The organism is Variovorax sp. P1_H12_2, from assembly GCF_056405335.1.
The window spans coordinates 1-15,420 of sequence record NZ_JBFUCI010000114.1 but is presented as its reverse complement, the minus strand read 5'-3'; the positions used below and the strand labels follow the sequence as shown (position 1 = coordinate 15,420).

Annotated in this window: 13 protein-coding genes and 1 pseudogene; 12 read left to right on the top strand and 2 right to left on the bottom strand. The window is 69.3% G+C overall.

Features of this window, described 5'->3' with window-relative positions; all coding sequences use genetic code 11:
• Nucleotides 1-249: 249 nt before the first annotated feature.
• A complete protein-coding gene (locus AC1D2K_RS13945) occupies nucleotides 250-735 on the bottom strand; it encodes an Lrp/AsnC family transcriptional regulator (protein ID WP_478089422.1) in 486 nt (161 codons plus the stop codon).
• A gap of 138 nt (nucleotides 736-873) precedes the next feature.
• Between AC1D2K_RS13945 and AC1D2K_RS13940 the strand changes: the two genes are divergently transcribed.
• From AC1D2K_RS13940 to AC1D2K_RS13920, 5 genes are all read left to right on the top strand, one after another.
• Nucleotides 874-1,890 carry a 1-aminocyclopropane-1-carboxylate deaminase gene (locus AC1D2K_RS13940; RefSeq protein ID WP_478089421.1) on the top strand — a complete coding sequence of 339 codons (1,017 nt, stop codon included), beginning with the start codon at nucleotides 874-876 and terminating at the stop codon, nucleotides 1,888-1,890.
• A 173-nt stretch (nucleotides 1,891-2,063) separates the two neighbouring features.
• On the top strand, nucleotides 2,064-3,137 hold the full coding sequence (locus tag AC1D2K_RS13935) for an NAD/NADP octopine/nopaline dehydrogenase family protein (protein ID WP_478089420.1): 1,074 nt from the start codon (nucleotides 2,064-2,066) through the stop codon (nucleotides 3,135-3,137).
• The gene (locus AC1D2K_RS13930; protein WP_478089419.1) at nucleotides 3,127-4,125 is read left to right on the top strand and encodes a 3-hydroxybutyryl-CoA dehydrogenase; all 999 of its coding nucleotides are present in this window, start codon (nucleotides 3,127-3,129) and stop codon (nucleotides 4,123-4,125) included. The genes AC1D2K_RS13935 and AC1D2K_RS13930 overlap by 11 nt, the downstream gene beginning before the upstream one ends.
• Nucleotides 4,122-4,922, top strand: coding sequence for an alpha/beta fold hydrolase (locus AC1D2K_RS13925; protein ID WP_478089418.1), 801 nt, complete (start codon nucleotides 4,122-4,124; stop codon nucleotides 4,920-4,922). The genes AC1D2K_RS13930 and AC1D2K_RS13925 overlap by 4 nt, the downstream gene beginning before the upstream one ends.
• Nucleotides 4,919-5,863: a quinone oxidoreductase family protein gene (locus AC1D2K_RS13920; protein WP_478089417.1), complete on the top strand. Its 945-nt coding sequence runs from the start codon at nucleotides 4,919-4,921 to the stop codon at nucleotides 5,861-5,863. The genes AC1D2K_RS13925 and AC1D2K_RS13920 overlap by 4 nt, the downstream gene beginning before the upstream one ends.
• Nucleotides 5,864-5,875: 12 nt before the next feature.
• Here AC1D2K_RS13920 and AC1D2K_RS13915 read toward each other — a convergent pair whose 3' ends face one another.
• On the bottom strand, nucleotides 5,876-6,382 hold the full coding sequence (locus AC1D2K_RS13915; RefSeq protein WP_478089416.1) for a MarR family winged helix-turn-helix transcriptional regulator: 507 nt from the start codon (nucleotides 6,380-6,382) through the stop codon (nucleotides 5,876-5,878).
• A 110-nt stretch (nucleotides 6,383-6,492) separates the two neighbouring features.
• Here AC1D2K_RS13915 and AC1D2K_RS13910 point away from each other — a divergent pair, with 110 nt between their 5' ends.
• The 7 genes and pseudogenes from AC1D2K_RS13910 to AC1D2K_RS13880 form a co-directional block, all read left to right on the top strand.
• Nucleotides 6,493-8,670 carry a thiamine pyrophosphate-dependent enzyme gene (locus tag AC1D2K_RS13910; protein WP_478089415.1) on the top strand — a complete coding sequence of 726 codons (2,178 nt, stop codon included), beginning with the start codon at nucleotides 6,493-6,495 and terminating at the stop codon, nucleotides 8,668-8,670.
• A gap of 156 nt (nucleotides 8,671-8,826) precedes the next feature.
• The gene (locus tag AC1D2K_RS13905) at nucleotides 8,827-10,323 is read left to right on the top strand and encodes an indolepyruvate oxidoreductase subunit beta family protein (protein ID WP_478089414.1); all 1,497 of its coding nucleotides are present in this window, start codon (nucleotides 8,827-8,829) and stop codon (nucleotides 10,321-10,323) included.
• A 15-nt stretch (nucleotides 10,324-10,338) separates the two neighbouring features.
• Complete coding sequence (locus tag AC1D2K_RS13900) at nucleotides 10,339-11,331, top strand: PDR/VanB family oxidoreductase (RefSeq protein WP_478089413.1); 993 nt, start codon at nucleotides 10,339-10,341, stop codon at nucleotides 11,329-11,331.
• Between the two features lie 228 nt (nucleotides 11,332-11,559).
• Nucleotides 11,560-12,873 carry an aromatic ring-hydroxylating dioxygenase subunit alpha gene (locus tag AC1D2K_RS13895; RefSeq protein ID WP_478089412.1) on the top strand — a complete coding sequence of 438 codons (1,314 nt, stop codon included), beginning with the start codon at nucleotides 11,560-11,562 and terminating at the stop codon, nucleotides 12,871-12,873.
• A complete protein-coding gene (locus tag AC1D2K_RS13890; protein WP_478089411.1) occupies nucleotides 12,873-13,358 on the top strand; it encodes an aromatic-ring-hydroxylating dioxygenase subunit beta in 486 nt (161 codons plus the stop codon). Before AC1D2K_RS13895 ends, AC1D2K_RS13890 begins: the two co-directional genes overlap by 1 nt.
• A gap of 7 nt (nucleotides 13,359-13,365) precedes the next feature.
• Nucleotides 13,366-14,997 (top strand): AMP-binding protein, encoded by a 1,632-nt coding sequence (locus tag AC1D2K_RS13885; RefSeq protein ID WP_478089410.1) that lies wholly within the window; start codon nucleotides 13,366-13,368, stop codon nucleotides 14,995-14,997.
• Nucleotides 14,994-15,420 (top strand): annotated as a pseudogene (locus tag AC1D2K_RS13880) (thiolase family protein); the annotation flags it as partial. The gene AC1D2K_RS13885 and the pseudogene AC1D2K_RS13880, both read left to right, overlap by 4 nt.

Sequence of the window (15,420 nt, the reverse complement as noted above, 5' to 3'; positions counted from 1 at the left end):
CTGCAAATTGTTGCCGGTGGCGCCGATCACGCGGATCTCCTGCAGATCGCTTTGCGAGGCCAGGTGCGCGGCTTCGCGCCGCGCGGCCATGCCGGCGGTGGTGGCGGCAAGGTGTTCGTGCCGCGCGACGCGCAAAGGCCGCGTGGGTTCAAGCCGACGCGCTGAGCTTGAGCGGTCGCGAGGCCGCATGTTGCTCTGAACGAAGCCCGCACTTGTGCGGGCTTTGTCGTTGTTGGCGGGCCCCGTCCGTCAAAGCGGCAGCTGCGTGGTCGACAGGACCTGTTTCAGCACCATGAACGTCCGGATCTGCCGCACGCCCGGCAGGTACAGCAGCTGCTCCGCGTGGAGGCGGTTGTAGCTGTCGTTGTCGCGCGTGCGCACGAGCATGAAGTAGTCGAATTCGCCGGTCACCACGTGGCACTCGAGGCAGCCCGACACCTTCTGCACGGCCTTCTCGAAGTCGGCGAACGACTCGGGCGTGGAGCGGTCGAGCACCACGCCGATCATCACCAGCGTGCCGCAGTCCAGCGCGGCCGGGTCGAGCAGCGCGACCACGCCCTTGATCAGCCCCATCGACTTGAGCCGCTCGACGCGCCGCAGGCAGGCCGGCGCGCTGAGGTTGACCTTGGCGGCCAGCGCCACATTCGACACCGAGGCGTCGCGCTGCAGCGCGCGCAGGATCGCGCGGTCGGTGCGATCGAGCTCATTCTTGGTTGGTAATTTTGTTGCGTACATTGAGAAAAAAGCAAAATAAAAACAATGATTCGCAGGCAATGACGAAGGTTTGGCGCAAGAAATCACTCTACTTCGCAACCATCGAAATGTCGATTGTCTCTACGATTCCGTTCATGTCTTGAACCAGGAGCCGTTGCAATGAACCTCGCCCAATTCCCTCGCTACCCGCTCACCTTCGGCCCCACGCCGATCCAGCCGCTCAAGCGGCTGAGTGCCCATCTGGGCGGCAAGGTCGAGCTGTTTGCCAAGCGGGAGGACTGCAACAGCGGCCTCGCGTTCGGCGGCAACAAGACCCGCAAGCTCGAGTACCTGATCCCCGAGGCGCTCGAAGGTGGCTACGACACGCTGGTGTCGATCGGCGGCATCCAGTCGAACCAGACGCGCCAGGTGGCGGCGGTGGCGGCACACCTCGGCCTCAAGTGCGTGCTGGTGCAGGAGAACTGGGTCAATTATTCCGATGCGGTGTACGACCGGGTCGGCAACATCGAGATGTCGCGCATCCTGGGCGCCGACGTGCGGCTCGACGCGGCAGGATTCGACATCGGCATCCGCAAGAGCTGGGAAGACGCGCTGGAGAGCGTGCGCCGGGCCGGCGGCAAGCCGTTCCCGATTCCGGCCGGCTGCTCCGAACACCCGAAGGGCGGGCTCGGCTTCGTGGCCTTCGCCGAAGAGGTGCGCCAACAGGAGGCGGAACTCGGCTTCAAGTTCGACTACATCGTGACCTGCGCGGTCACCGGCAGCACGCAGGCCGGCATGGTGGTCGGCTTCGCGGCCGACGGGCGCGCCGACCGCGTGATCGGGATCGATGCGTCGGCCAAGCCGCAGCAGACCTTCGACCAGATCCTGCGCATCGCGAAGCACACGGCGGCGCTGGTCGATCTGGGGCGTGACATCACCGACAGGGACGTGGTGCTCGACACCCGCTTCGGCGGCCCCGAATACGGGCTGCCGAACGAAGGCACGCTCGAGGCCATCCGCCTCAGTGCGCGGCTCGAGGCCATGCTGACCGACCCGGTGTACGAGGGCAAGTCGATGCACGGGATGATCGAGAAGGTGCGGCTCGGCGAGTTCCCGGCCGGCTCCAAGGTGCTCTACGCGCACCTGGGCGGCGTGCCGGCGCTCAACGCCTACAGCTTCATCTTTCGCAACGGCTGAGCGAGGCGGAGACAGCACTGCCGGTCGGTGCGATGGATCGGGGAACCGGGGTGCAACTGGTCACCGCCGTCCCATCAGTGGAAACGCGAACATGCCTTGCTTTTAGTTGACACATGAACCGATGAAAAGTAATGTATTAAAGCCCCATCCACTTCCAACCTCGACTGCAACCCATGAAAATCGCAATCCTCGGTGGCGGCCACGGCGCCTATGCCGCCGCCGCCGACCTGTCCGAAGCCGGCCATGAAGTGCGTCTCTGGCGCCGCGACGCCGCTGCGCTGGCACCGGTGGTGCAGGCCGCATCGATCACGCTGAAGGATGCGCAGGGCAGCCGCGACGTGAAGATCGCCCTGGCCACGGCCGATATCGGCGCGGCGCTGCGCGATGCCGAGCTGATCGTCATTCCGACGCCGGCGATCGCCCAGGAGGACATCGCCCGCGCCATGGCGCCGCACCTGGTCGACGGCCAGGTGGTGTTCCTGCCCCCGGGCACCTTCGGCAGCTACGTGATGGCGCGCCGGGTGGCCGAGGCCGGCAGCCGCGCCGACGTCGCCTGGGCCGAGACCGGCACGCTGCCCTATCTGGCGCGCAAGCACGGCGAGCGCGAGGTGAACGTGACGATCCGCGCCATCCGCCTGCCGACCGGCGTCTATCCGGCGCGCAAGGAAGCCCAGGCGATCGAGGTGATCCGCAAGGCCTATCCCGCGGTGCACGGCTGCGGAGATGCCCTCTCCGGTGCTCTGATGAACGCCGGCCCGGTGATCCATCCGCCGCTGATGGTGATGAATGCCGCGCCGCTGCAGCATTTCGAGCGCTGGGACATCCACAACGAGGGCACGCAGCGCGCGGTGCGCGACGTGACCGACCGGCTCGACCAGGAGCGCATCGCGGTGCGCGAGGCGCTGGGGCAGGGGGCGCCGCACTATCCGCTGGCCGACCACTACAACAACGACCAGTGGATGTACGGCGATGCCCACAAGCAACTGGTGAAGTCGGGCGACTGGCGCGAGAACATCGACCTCTACACGCACCGCTACATCACCGAGGACACCGAGCTCGGGCTGGCCTTCCTGGCCTCGGCCGCGCGCTTTGCCGGCGTCGATGCGCCGATCGCGCACGGGCTGCTGGCCATCGTCGGCGGCTTCCTCGGCCGCGACCTGCGCCGGGGACCGCGCACGCTGGAGACGCTGGGTCTTTCGGACCTGACGCCGGCTCAGCTCAAGGCGAGGCTGCACGATGGGCGCTGAACGGCCTCGTTTCGCGGCCGTCGGCGCGGGCCGGATGGGCCGCGGCATCGCGATCGCCTTCGCCTATGCGGGCCATCGGATCTCGCTGGTCGACCTGCGCCCACGCAGCGACGAGGCCTGGCAGAAGCTGCGCGGCGAGGCCGAGGCCGAGATCGAAGCCAGCCTTGCGGGGCTGGCCCAGCTCGGCATGATCGACGCGGCGCAGGTCGYTGCGATCGCGGCGCGGGTCGAGTTCGTGCCTGCGGCAGGCGCACCGGCCGCGCTGGCCGCGGCGGAACTGCTGTTCGAGGGCGTGCCCGAGACGCTGGAGGCCAAGCGTGAGGCCTTCGAGGCGCTCAACCGGCATTGCCGCGACGACGCGATCCTCACGTCGACCACCAGCAGCATCCTCGTGACGCAGCTGGCGGCGCTGGTGCGCCGGCCCGAGCGCTTTCTCAACATGCACTGGCTCAACCCGGCCTATGTGATCCCGGTGGTCGAACTGAGTTGCCATCCCGCCACCGACCCGGGCGTGCTCGCGCGCACCAAGGCCTTGATGGAGGCGATCGGCAAGCTGCCGGTGGTCTGCGGCGCCACGCCCGGCTACATCGTGCCGCGGCTGCAGGCGCTGGTGATGAACGAGGCGGCCCGCATGATCGAGGAGGGCGCCGCCACCGCGGAAGAGATCGACAAGGCCACGCGCTACGGCCTGGGCCTGCGCTTCGCGGCGCTCGGCGTGGTCGAGTTCATCGACTTCGGGGGCTGCGACATCCTGCATCACGCGAGCCGCGAGATGTCGGCCTCGATCGACAAGGCGCGCTACACCGCGCCGGCCATCGTGGACCGGATGGTGCAGGAGGGGCGGCTGGGGCTGAAGAGCGGCAGCGGCTTCTACGCCTACGAAGGGCGCGACGTCGGCGCCTATCGCCGCGACGTGCTGTCGCGCACGCTCGGCATGCTCAAGCACGCGGGTCTCTGGCAACCGCCCGCCGCAGAGACGCTGGAATGACCACCCGGCGCGCCTTCGCCGACCTGTCGGTGGGGCAGGTGCACTACGCCGAATGCGGCGCCACCCAGGCGCCGCCGGTGCTGCTGCTGCACCAGTCGCCGCGCAGCTGGACCGAGTACCGCGAGGTGCTGCCGCTGCTCGGCCAGCGGTACCGCGCGATCGCCATGGACACCGCCGGCTTCGGCGACTCGGCCGCGGGCGACGGGCCGGCCCGCATCGAAGGCTGGGCCCGCGTCGCCATCGAGCTGCTCGATGCGCTGCAGATCGAACGCGCGGACGTCGTGGGCCACCACACGGGGGGCGTGATCGCGGTCGAGATCGCGGCCAGTTTTCCGCAGCGGGTGCGCGGCCTGGTGCTGTCGTCCACGCCTTTCACCGACTCGAACTTCCGGCGCGCGCGCGCCGGGCGGCCGCCGATCGACGAAGTCGCGCCCAGCGGCGACGGCTCCCATCTCGCCGCCCTGTGGCAACGGCGCCAGGGCTTCTACCCGGCCGGTCGGCCGGAGCTGCTGGAAGCCTTCGTGCGCGATGCGCTGCGCGCCAGCGGCAGCCCCGAGGACGGCCATCGCGCGGTCGCCGCCTACCGGATGGAGGACTCCATCCATCGCGTGCTGCAGCCGACGCTGATCCTGCGCGCCACCGAGGACCCCTTCGCCTCGCCGCATGCGGCCGAACTGCAGCGCGAGCTGGCGAATGCGCGCACCGTCGACATCGCGGGCGGCATGGTGCCGCTGCCCGACCAGCTGCCGGAGGCCTTCGCGGCCGCGGTGCTCGAATTCCTGGAGACGCTGGCATGAAGGCGGTGCGCGTGCATGCCTTCGACGCGCCGCCCACTGTGCAGGAGCTGCCCGAGCCGCAGCTGCGCCCGGGCCGCACGATCGTGCGCATGGAGGCCGCCACGGTCGGCCACATCGACCGCACGGTCTGGCGAGGCAGCTTCCTGAAACACCCGCCCTTTCCCTATACGCCGGGCGTCGAGGCCGCGGGCGTCGTGGTCGCGAGCGCCAGCCTGGCCGCGGGGCAGCGCGTATGGCTGCGCGGCAGCGGCCTGGGCACGCTGGCCGACGGCACCTGGTGCGAGCAGATCGATGCGCCCGACGAGGCGCTCGGCCTGCTGCCGGACGCGGTGCCCGCGACCCTCGGCTCGGCCTTCTTCTCGCCCTGCACCTCGGCCTGGGTCGCGCTGCACGAAGTCGCCCGCGTTCGCGCCGGCGAGCGCGTGCTGGTGACGGGCGCTACCGGTGCGGTCGGCTCGCTGGTGGTGCAGCTCGCGCTCGATGCCGGTGCCGAAGTCACGGCGGTGGTGAGCCGCGCGGCGCAGGCGCCGTCGATCCCGGCCGCGGCAAAGGTGCTGGTGCTGGGGGACGACCCGTCCGCGACGTTGGCATCCGCGTCCGCTGACCTGCTGGTCGACACCGTCGGCGGACCGGTGCTTGCGGCCGCCCTGATGCAGGTGCAGGCCGGCGGCCGCGCGGTGCTGGTCGGCTACACCGCGGGCAACACGCTGGCCCTGGACCTTGCGCATTTCCTGCAGCGCGACGTGTCACTGCTGCCGCTCAACATGTTCCGCCGCGAAGCCGCCGGCCGCGCGGCGGCACCGGAGCTGCTGGCGCGGCTGGCCGACGGCAGGCTGCGGCTGGAAGTGCAGCCCTTCGCACTGGAAGAGGCCGCGGCCGCCATGGACTGGATCGGCCAGCGCGGCCATCGCGGCCGCGCGGTGCTGGTGCCTCGTCGCTGAGGCGCGCTCGCCTCACTCGTCGTCTTCGGCCGCCTCGCCCGGCGCACGCGCGTGCAGCTCGATGATGTGGCGCAGCGTGCTCTTGAGTTCCTCGGCGCGCTGCAGCCCGAAGGGCTCGAGCACGCGCAGCTCATGTTCGCGCGCCAGATCCATCAGGTGCTCGACCGCCTGCGTGCCCTGGGGCGTGATGCGCACCAGGGTGACACGCCGATCACTTTCATGAGGCAGGCGCTCGATCTGGCCCCGGGCTTCCATCCGGTCCAGCAGCCGCGTCACGGTCGGCTGCTTGGTCACCGTGACCTGGGCCAGCTGGCCGATGCTGATTGCCGCGCCGCCGGCCAGCGAGGCCATGACGCGCCATTCGGACACCGAAAAACCATGCTGGCGCGCGACCCGATGGAACTCGGACGAGATCAGCTGGCTCGCCTGCGCCAGCAGCGCGGGCAGGTAGTCGTCGACGAAGCGGCGGCCGGGCGCTGCCGCCTTTTCACTGAACGGCCCTGGACCCGTGGCGGGCACGATGCTTGCTTGTCTAGGGTTATTCATGATTGTGAATACATTCAGTTGTCAACATTATAGAGACCGCGATGTCGAGGTCGACGCGCAAGTCCCACGCATGAAAGGACACCATGGCAGAGCGATCGTTCGTCGAAGAAGTGAAGAAGCTGCGGCTCGCCGACGGCGAGGTGTTCCGCGGTGAAGGCATTCTTGCAGTCACCAAGGCGTTGCTGGAGTCAGGAGTTTCCTATGTCGCCGGCTACCAGGGCGCGCCGATCTCGCACCTGATGGACGTGCTGGCCGACGCGCAGGACATCCTGGCCGAGCACGGCATCCGTTTCGAGAACAGCGCCAGCGAGGCCACCGCCGCCGCGACGCTGGYGGCCTCGGTCAACTACCCGCTGCGCGGCGCCGTGACCTTCAAGGCCACGGTCGGCACCAACGTGGCCTCCGACGCGCTGGCCAACCTGGCCTCGGGCGGGGTGACCGGCGGCGCGCTGATCATCGTCGGCGAGKACTACGGCGAGGGCTCGTCGATCATGCAGGAGCGCAGCCACGCCTTCGCGATGAAGTCGCAGATCTGGCTGCTCGACCCGCGGCCCAACCTGCCCTCGATCGTCGAGGCCGTGAAGCAGGGCTTCGAGTTGTCCGAGGCCAGCCACACGCCGGTGATGCTGCAGCTGCGCATCCGCGCTTGCCACGTGCACGGGCACTTCGTCGCCGGCGACAACCGGCGCGCCAGCTTCACGCTCCAGGACGCGCTCGAGAACCCGCAGCGCGACGTCGGCCGCATCGTGCTGCCGCCGGCCAGCTTCGTGCACGAGCAGGAGAAGGTGCGCGACCGCTGGCCCGCCGCCGTGAAGTTCATCGAGGACCGCCGGCTCAACGAATTCTTCGCCGAGGGCGCCGACGACATCGGCATCATCGTGCAGGGCGGCAGCTACAACACGATGGTGCGCGCGCTCGAGCGCCTCGACCTGGCCGACGTCTACGGCAACTCCAAGGTGCCGCTCTACGTCATGAACGTGGCCTATCCGGTGATCGAGAGCGAGGTGCTGCGCTTCTGCGAGGGCAAGCGCGCGGTGCTGATCGTGGAAGAAGGCCAGCCCAACTTCGTCGAGCAGAACCTGGCGACCATCCTGCGCCAGGCCGGCTCGGCCACCGCGCTGCACGGCAAGGACATGCTGCCGGTGGCCGGCGAGTACACGGCGGCCGAGCTGCTCAAGGGCGCGCGCACCTTCGGCGAACGCTACGGCCGGCTGCAGCCGCTGCCGGCGCCGGTGCGCAAGGTGATCCCGCTCACCGAAGTGGCCGCTGTCGGCGTCGATGGCGCGCTCGAGCCCTCGCTGCCGCTCGGCGACAGCGTCCACGCGCGGCCGCCGGGCTTCTGCACCGGCTGCCCCGAGCGCCCGATCTTCAGCGCCATGAAGCTGGTCGAGCGCGAACTCGGCGCGCATCACGTGAGCGCCGACATCGGCTGCCACCTGTTCTCGATCCTGCCGCCGTTCAACATCGGCAACACCACGATGGGCTACGGGCTCGGCGGCGCGGGCGCCTCGGCGCTCAACGCGCCGGCAGGCAAGCGGGCGATCTCGGTGATGGGCGACGGCGGCTTCTGGCACAACGGCCTCACCAGCGGCGTCGCCAACGCGGTCTTCAACCGCAGCGACAACCTGACGATCGTGGTCGACAACAACTACACCTCGGCCACCGGCGGCCAGGACATCCTGTCGTCGAACGCCGTGAACGCGACGCGTAGCACCGGCCACGAGATCGAGCGCGCGGTGCGCGGCGTCGGCGTGAAGTGGGTGAAGACGCTGCGCCGCACCTACGACGTCGCCGGCATGCGCGATGCGCTCAAGGACGCGCTGACGACGAAGGAAAAAGGCCCGAAGGTGCTGATCGCGCAATCGGAGTGCATGCTGAACCGCCAGCGGCGCGAGAAGCCGCTGGTGCGCCGCGCGATCGCCGAGGGCAAGCGTTCGGTGCGCGAGAAGTTCGGCGTCGATTCCGACACCTGCACCGGCGACCATTCGTGCATCCGGCTCTCGGGCTGCCCGTCGCTGTCGATCAAGCCCAACCCCGATCCGCTGCGCACCGACCCKGTCGCGACCGTGCTCGACAGCTGCGTCGGCTGCGGCGTCTGCGGCGAGGTCTCGCATGCCGCGGTGCTGTGCCCCTCCTTCTACAAGGCGCAGATCGTCAGCAATCCGAGCCGCTGGGACCGGCTGCGCGAGAGCCTGCGCACGCGGGTGATCGGCTGGCTGCAAAAGGGCGAGGCCAAGCGCCGCGCGGCCTATGCCTTCTGAACCGAATTCCATGATGCGATCCATCGACCCGTTGTTCCATGCCCGCACGGCGCGGCCCTGCCAGGGATACCGCGGAACCGGCTTTGCCGGGCCGCTGGTATCGCCCCCGGTCGGGGGTGGGCGGCTACACGAAGTGAGCCAACCTGGGGGCGAGCCATGATTCAACCGATCAAGATTGCAATTCTCGCGATGGGCGGCGAGGGCGGCGGCGTGCTGGCCGACTGGATCGTCGACATGGGCGAAGCCAACGGCTACCTGGCGCAGACCACCTCGGTGCCGGGCGTGGCCCAGCGCACCGGCGCCACCATCTACTACGTCGAGCTGTACCCCGAGGCGCAGGCCGAGGCCGACGGCGGCCAGCCGGTGCTGGCGCTGATGCCGCTGCCGGGCGACGTCGACGTGGTGCTGGCCTCGGAGCTGATGGAAGCCGGCCGCGCGGTGCAGCGCGGCCTCGTCACGCGCGAGCGCACCACGCTGGTCGCATCGACGCACCGGGTCTATTCGATCGCCGAGAAAAGCGCTTTGGGCGACGGCCGGGTCGACAGCGCCGAATTGCTCAAGCATGCCGAGCGCGCCGCCAAGCGCTTCATCCGTTTCGACATGGCCGAGGCCGCCGAGGCCTCGGGCAGCGTGATCAGCGCGGTGCTGTTCGGCGCGCTCGCGGGCGCCGGCGTGCTGCCGTTCAGCCGGGCCCAGTTCGAGGCCACGATCGAGCGCGGCGGGGTCGGCGTCAAGCCCAGCCTCAAGGCTTTCGGCGAGGCCTTCTCGCGTGCCCAGGGCGCGCCGGAGACGGGCGCCGCGGTGGCCGCCGACGTGCCTGCCGTGCCTCAGCCGCGCCATCCGGGGGTGCGGGCGCTGGTGGAGCGCGTGCAGCAGGACTTCGCTGCGCCCGCGCAGAACTTCCTGCTCGAAGGCGTGCGCCGCCTGATCGACTACCAGGACCTGGACTATGCGGGGCTCTATCTCGACCGCATGGCCGCGGTCGCCCGCCTGCCCGTCGATGACGACGGCCGGCTGCTGAAGGAAATCGCGCGCTGCCTGGCGCTGTGGATGTCCTACGAGGACACGGCGCGCGTCGCGGCGCTCAAGACGCGCGCGACGCGCTTCGAACGGGTGCGCGGCGAGGCCCGGGTGCAGGACGGCCAGGTGCTGGCGATCAACGAATACATGCACCCGCGCCTGCAGGAGATCTGCGAGACGCTGCCGGCCGGCATCGGCCGCTGGCTGATGGACTCGCGGCTGCCGCGCCGGATGGTCGAGCATTTCACGCAGAAGGGCCGCGTGGTCCAGACCAGCTCGCTGCGCGGCTACCTGATGCTGCGCACGGTGGCGGCCTGCAAGCGCTGGCGCCGCTCGACCCTGCGCTACGCCGAGGAGAACCGGCGCATCGAGGACTGGCTCGCGCGCATCGCGGAGATCGCGCCGCGCCATCCCCAGCTGGCGATCGAGATCGCCCAGTGCCAGCGGCTGGTCAAGGGCTACAGCGACACCCACGAACGCGGGCTGCGCAACTACGACACCGTGATGGCGGCCGTGCAGCGCGCGGGCGCGCGACTCGCACCGGCCACCCTGCGCGAGCTGCGCGATGCCGCGCTGGCCGACGAACACGGCCACAAGCTGCAAGCGGTGCTGGTGCAGCACGCGCTCGCCTGACCACGGAAACCTGCCATGTCCGCCCAGCCCCTGACCCTCCAACTGCGCGTCGCCGAGGCGCGCGAACTGAACCCGCTGATCAAGACCTTCAGGTTGCGATCGGACGATGGCGACGCGCTGCCCGGCTTCGCCGCCGGCGCCCACGTCCGCGTGCGGGTCGAACTGTCCGACGGCGCGCACGACTGGCGCCACTACTCGCTGATCAACTTCGCCGTCGACGCCAAGGCCACGGACGCACCCACCGACTACGTGATCGCGGTGCGCAAGGAGGCCGAGGGGCGGGGCGGCTCGCGCTTCATGCACGAGCGCGTGCGCGAAGGCGACCTGCTCACGATCGAGGCGCCCAAGAACGATTTCCCGCTCCACACCGGCCCGGGCGGCACCGTGCTGCTGGCCGGCGGCATCGGCGTGACGCCGCTCGCGAGCATGGCGACGCGGCGCCGCGCCGAGGGCCTGCCGGTGCGCATGCACTACGCCGGCCGCAGCCAGGAGCTGATGGCCTTCGTGCCCGAGCTGCAGGCGCTGCTCGGCGACGATCTGCGCCTGCATGCCGATGTCGAGCAGGGCGGCCCGTTCGACATCGGCGCGATGCTGGACGGCATCCCTGCCGGCGACCGGCTCTACGTGTGCGGCCCCAAGCTGATGCTCGACGCCGTGCTGGCGCAGACGCAGGCCCGCGGCTGGACCCACGACCGCGTGCACTTCGAGCTCTTCACCACGCCGGTGGTGGAGGAGGGCGACCACGCCTTCGAGGTCGAGCTGGCCCAGTCCGGCCAGCGCTTCACGGTGCCGGCCGACCAGAGCATCCTCGACTGCCTGATCGAGCACGGCTGCGACCCGATGTTCGACTGCAAGCGCGGCGAGTGCGGCGTCTGCGCGACGCCCGTGATGGAGGGCGAGATCGACCATCGTGACTACGTGTTGACCGCGCGCGAAAAGGCGCAAGGCAACGTCATGCAGATCTGCATCTCGCGCGCCAAGGGGCCGCGGCTGGTGCTGGACATATGAACACCCCCGAAGCGCCTGCGGCGCCCCGAGTCGCTGCCAGAGGCAGCGGCTCTTMGGGTCCGTCCAAGCCTGCGCAGGCAGGCCTGGAGCCGCGGACCTCAGCCCCTCGAGGGGGCGATACCAGCGGCCCGGCGAAGCCGGTTCCGCGGTATCCCTGGCTTTTGCGGCGCCGGATTCATGCGTCGCGAGAAATCGATAGCGTGGTGAAAAACTGAACTGGAGAGGACCATGAGCAAGTACCGAGGCAACCCCGAAGCGGTGCGCGCGCTGGTGCAGCCCGACCGCGTGCACCGCGACCTCTACACCAGCGCCGAGCTGTTCGAGCTCGAGCAGGAGCACTTCTTCGCCAACACCTGGAACTACGCGGGCCACGAGAGCCAGATCCCGAAGTCCGGCGATTACCTCCACACCGAGCTCGCGGGGCGTCCGCTGATCATCGTGCGCCACACCGACGGCTCGGTGCGCGCGATGATGAACCGCTGCGCGCACAAGGGCTCGCGCCTGGTGACCGCGCCCTGCGGCAACACCGGCAAGTTCTTCCGCTGCCCCTACCACGCCTGGACCTTCAAGACCGACGGCTCGCTGCTGTCGATCCCGCTCAAGAACGGCTACGAAGGCACGCAGCTGCACGAATGCGAATCGGCCAAGGGACTGACCACGATCCGGAACGTGCGCAGCCATCGCGGCTTCATCTTCATCAAGATCAACGACGTCGGACCCGACTTCGAGGAGTTCTTCGGCGACTCGCTGAGCTCGATCGACAACATGGCCGACCGCTCGCCCGAGGGCGAACTCGAGATCGCCGGCGGCTGCCTGCGCTTCGTGCACCAGTGCAACTGGAAGATGTTCGTCGAGAACCTCAACGACACCATGCATCCGATGGTGGCGCACGAATCCTCCGCCGGCACCGCCAAGAGCATGTGGGCCGGCAAGCCCGAAGACGAGCCCAAGCCGATGGCGATCGAGCAGTTCGTGCCCTTCATGTCGGACTACAAGTTCTTCGAGGACATGGGCGTTCGCACCTACGACAACGGCCACAGCTTCACGGGCGTGCACTTCAGCATCCACAGCAAGTACAAGGCGATCCCCGCGTACGACGACGCAATGAAGGCCAAGTACGGCGAGGAGCGCACCGCGCAGATCCTCGGCATGGCGCGGCACAACACCGTGTACTACCCCAACCTCACGATCAAGGGCGCGATCCAGGCGATTCGCGTGGTGCGGCCGATCGCGGTCGACAAGACGCTGGTCGAGAGCTGGACCTTCCGCCTCAAGGGCGCGCCGCCCGAGCTGCTGCAGCGCACGACCATGTACAACCGGCTGATCAACTCGCCGTTCTCGGTGGTGGGGCATGACGACCTGCAGGCCTACCGCGGCATCCAGGCCGGGCTGCACGCGAGCGGCAACGAATGGGTGAGCCTGCATCGCAACTTCGACCCTTCGGAAACCAAGGGCGGCGAGATCACGACGGTCGGCACCAGCGAGCTGCCGATGCGCAACCAGTACCGCGCCTGGGCCAAATTCATGACGGAGACGATGTGATGCCGGACGACGTGACCCGCCAGGACCTGATCGACTTCGTGGTGAACGAGGCGCGCCTGCTCGATGCCAGGCGCTACGAGGAATGGAACGCGCTCTTCACCGACGACGGCTTCTACTGGGTGCCGCTGGTGCCCGACCAGGAGGACGGCCTCAACCACACCTCGCACATGTACGAGGACAAGTTGCTGCGCGAGCTGCGCATCGAGCGGCTCAAGAGCCCGCGCGCCTTCTCGCAGCTTCCGCCCAGCCGTTGCCACCACCTGCTGCAGACGCCGACGGTCGAGAGCTTCGATCTCGAGGGCAAGCGCTTCGTGGTGCGCAGCGAGTTTCACTACACGGAGTCGCAGGGCGACGAACTGCAGTTCTACGTCGGCACCTTCTTCCACCACCTGACGCTGCAGGATGGCGCGCTGCGCATGACGCTGAAGCGCGTGAATCTGCTCAACTGCGACGCCGCGCTGCCCGCGGTGCAGCTGTTCATCTAGGGACGCCATGCCTTACGCCACCGTCCACGATGCCTTCCGTGCGAGCGCCCGGCGCACGCCCGACGCCGAGTTCCTGTTCACCGAGGCGGTCACCGCTGCGGCCTACGGCATGGCGCCGGGTGCGATTCACTGGGGCGAAGCCGCCGCACGGGTGGAGCGCCTGCGCACTGCCTTCGCCGACGCCGGCTACGGGCACGGCCACCGCGTCGGCCTGCTGCTCGAAAACCGCCCGGAGTTTCTCCTCCACTGGTTTGCGCTCAACGCACTGGGCGTGAGCGTGGTGCCGATCAACGCCGACATGCGTTCGGCCGAACTGAGCTACCTGATCGGCCACAGCGAGATCGCCCTGGTGGTGACGCTGCCTCACCGCGCGGCCGACCTGCGGGCCGCGGCCGAAGCCGCGGGCCGGCCTTTCGAGACGATGGGGCCTGATGAGCTCGACGCCGTGCCGCCGTCGAAGACGCCGCCGCCGCGTGTCGCCGAGCCGATCGGCCTTGCGACCGAATGCGCGCTGCTCTACACGTCCGGCACCACGGGCCGCCCCAAGGGCTGCATGCTGGGCAACGAGTACTTCCTGCGCGCGGGCCAGTGGTACGCGGAGCTCGGCGACCTCTGCCCGGTCCGGCCCGATGCCGAACGCATCATCACGCCGCTGCCGCTCAACCATGTGAACGCGATGGCGTTCTCCACCATGGTGGTGCTGGTCGCGGGCGGCTGCCTGGTGCAGCTCGACCGCTTCCATCCCAAGACCTGGCTCCAGAGCGCGCGCGAGAGCCGCGCCACCATCGCGCACTACCTCGGCGTGATGCCGGCGATGCTGCTGTCGGCGCCCGCATCGGCGTCGGACCGCGAGCACGCCATCCGCTGGGGCTTCGGTGCCGGCGTCGACCGCAAGAACCATGCGCCGTTCGAGGCGCGCTTCGGCTTTCCGCTGGTCGAGGCCTGGGCCATGACCGAGACCGGTGCCGCCGCCTGCGTGATGGCCAACCACGAGCCGCGGCACGTCGGCACCAGCTGCTTCGGCCGCCGCGAGGATTTCGTCGAGATCCGCCTGGTGGACGACGAAGGCCGCGAGGTCGCCGACGGYACGCCGGGCGAACTGCTGGTGCGAGCCAGCGGTGCCGATCCGAAGCGCTATTTCTTCTCCGGCTACCTGAAGGATGCGGACGCCACGCGCGAGGCCTGGGCCGACGGCTGGTTCCATACGGGCGACATGGTGCGCCGCGATGCCGGGGGCAACTTCTACTTCGTCGACCGCAAGAAGAACGTGATCCGGCGCAGCGGCGAGAACATCTCGGCGGTGGAGGTCGAGAGCGTGCTGAACCAGCATCCGGCCGTGAAGACCTCCGCCGTGGCCGCCACGCCCGATGCGGTGCGCGGCGACGAGGTGCTGGCCTGCATCGTCATGCGCGAGGACGCCGATGCCTCCGAGCCGGAGCAGCTGGCGGCCAGCATCGTCGCGCATGCGCTGGCGCAGCTGGCCTACTACAAGGCGCCGGGCTACGTGGCTTTCGTCGATGCGCTGCCGCTCACGGCTTCGCAGAAGATCCAGCGCGGGCAGCTGCGCGAGATGGCGCATGCGCTGCCGGGCCAGGCACACTGCATCGACACGCGTGCGATGAAGAAGAGGCAAGCATGACACGTCGAATGTCCTATGAAGGCGTGGCGGTTGCCGTGCCCATCACCGTGCCCTACCAGCGCTATTCGACGCTCGGCGCCCACTGGTTCCTCGGCCAGGCGATGGAGGCGCTGGTCCAGGCCAGCGGCCTGAAGAAGGAACAGATCGACGGCCTGTGCGTCAGCAGCTTCTCGCTGGCGCCCGACACCGCCGTCGGCGTGACGCAGCACCTGGGCCTGTCGCCGCGCTGGCTCGACCACATGCCGACCGGCGGCGCCTCGGGCGTGATGTGCCTGCGGCGCGCGGCGCGCGCGGTGCAGGCCGGCGATGCCGACGTGGTGGCCTGCGTCGCGGCCGACACCAACCATGTGGATTCGTTTCGCCAGACGCTGGGCGCCTTCAGCAACTTCGCGCGCGACGCCACCTATCCCTACGGCTCGGGCG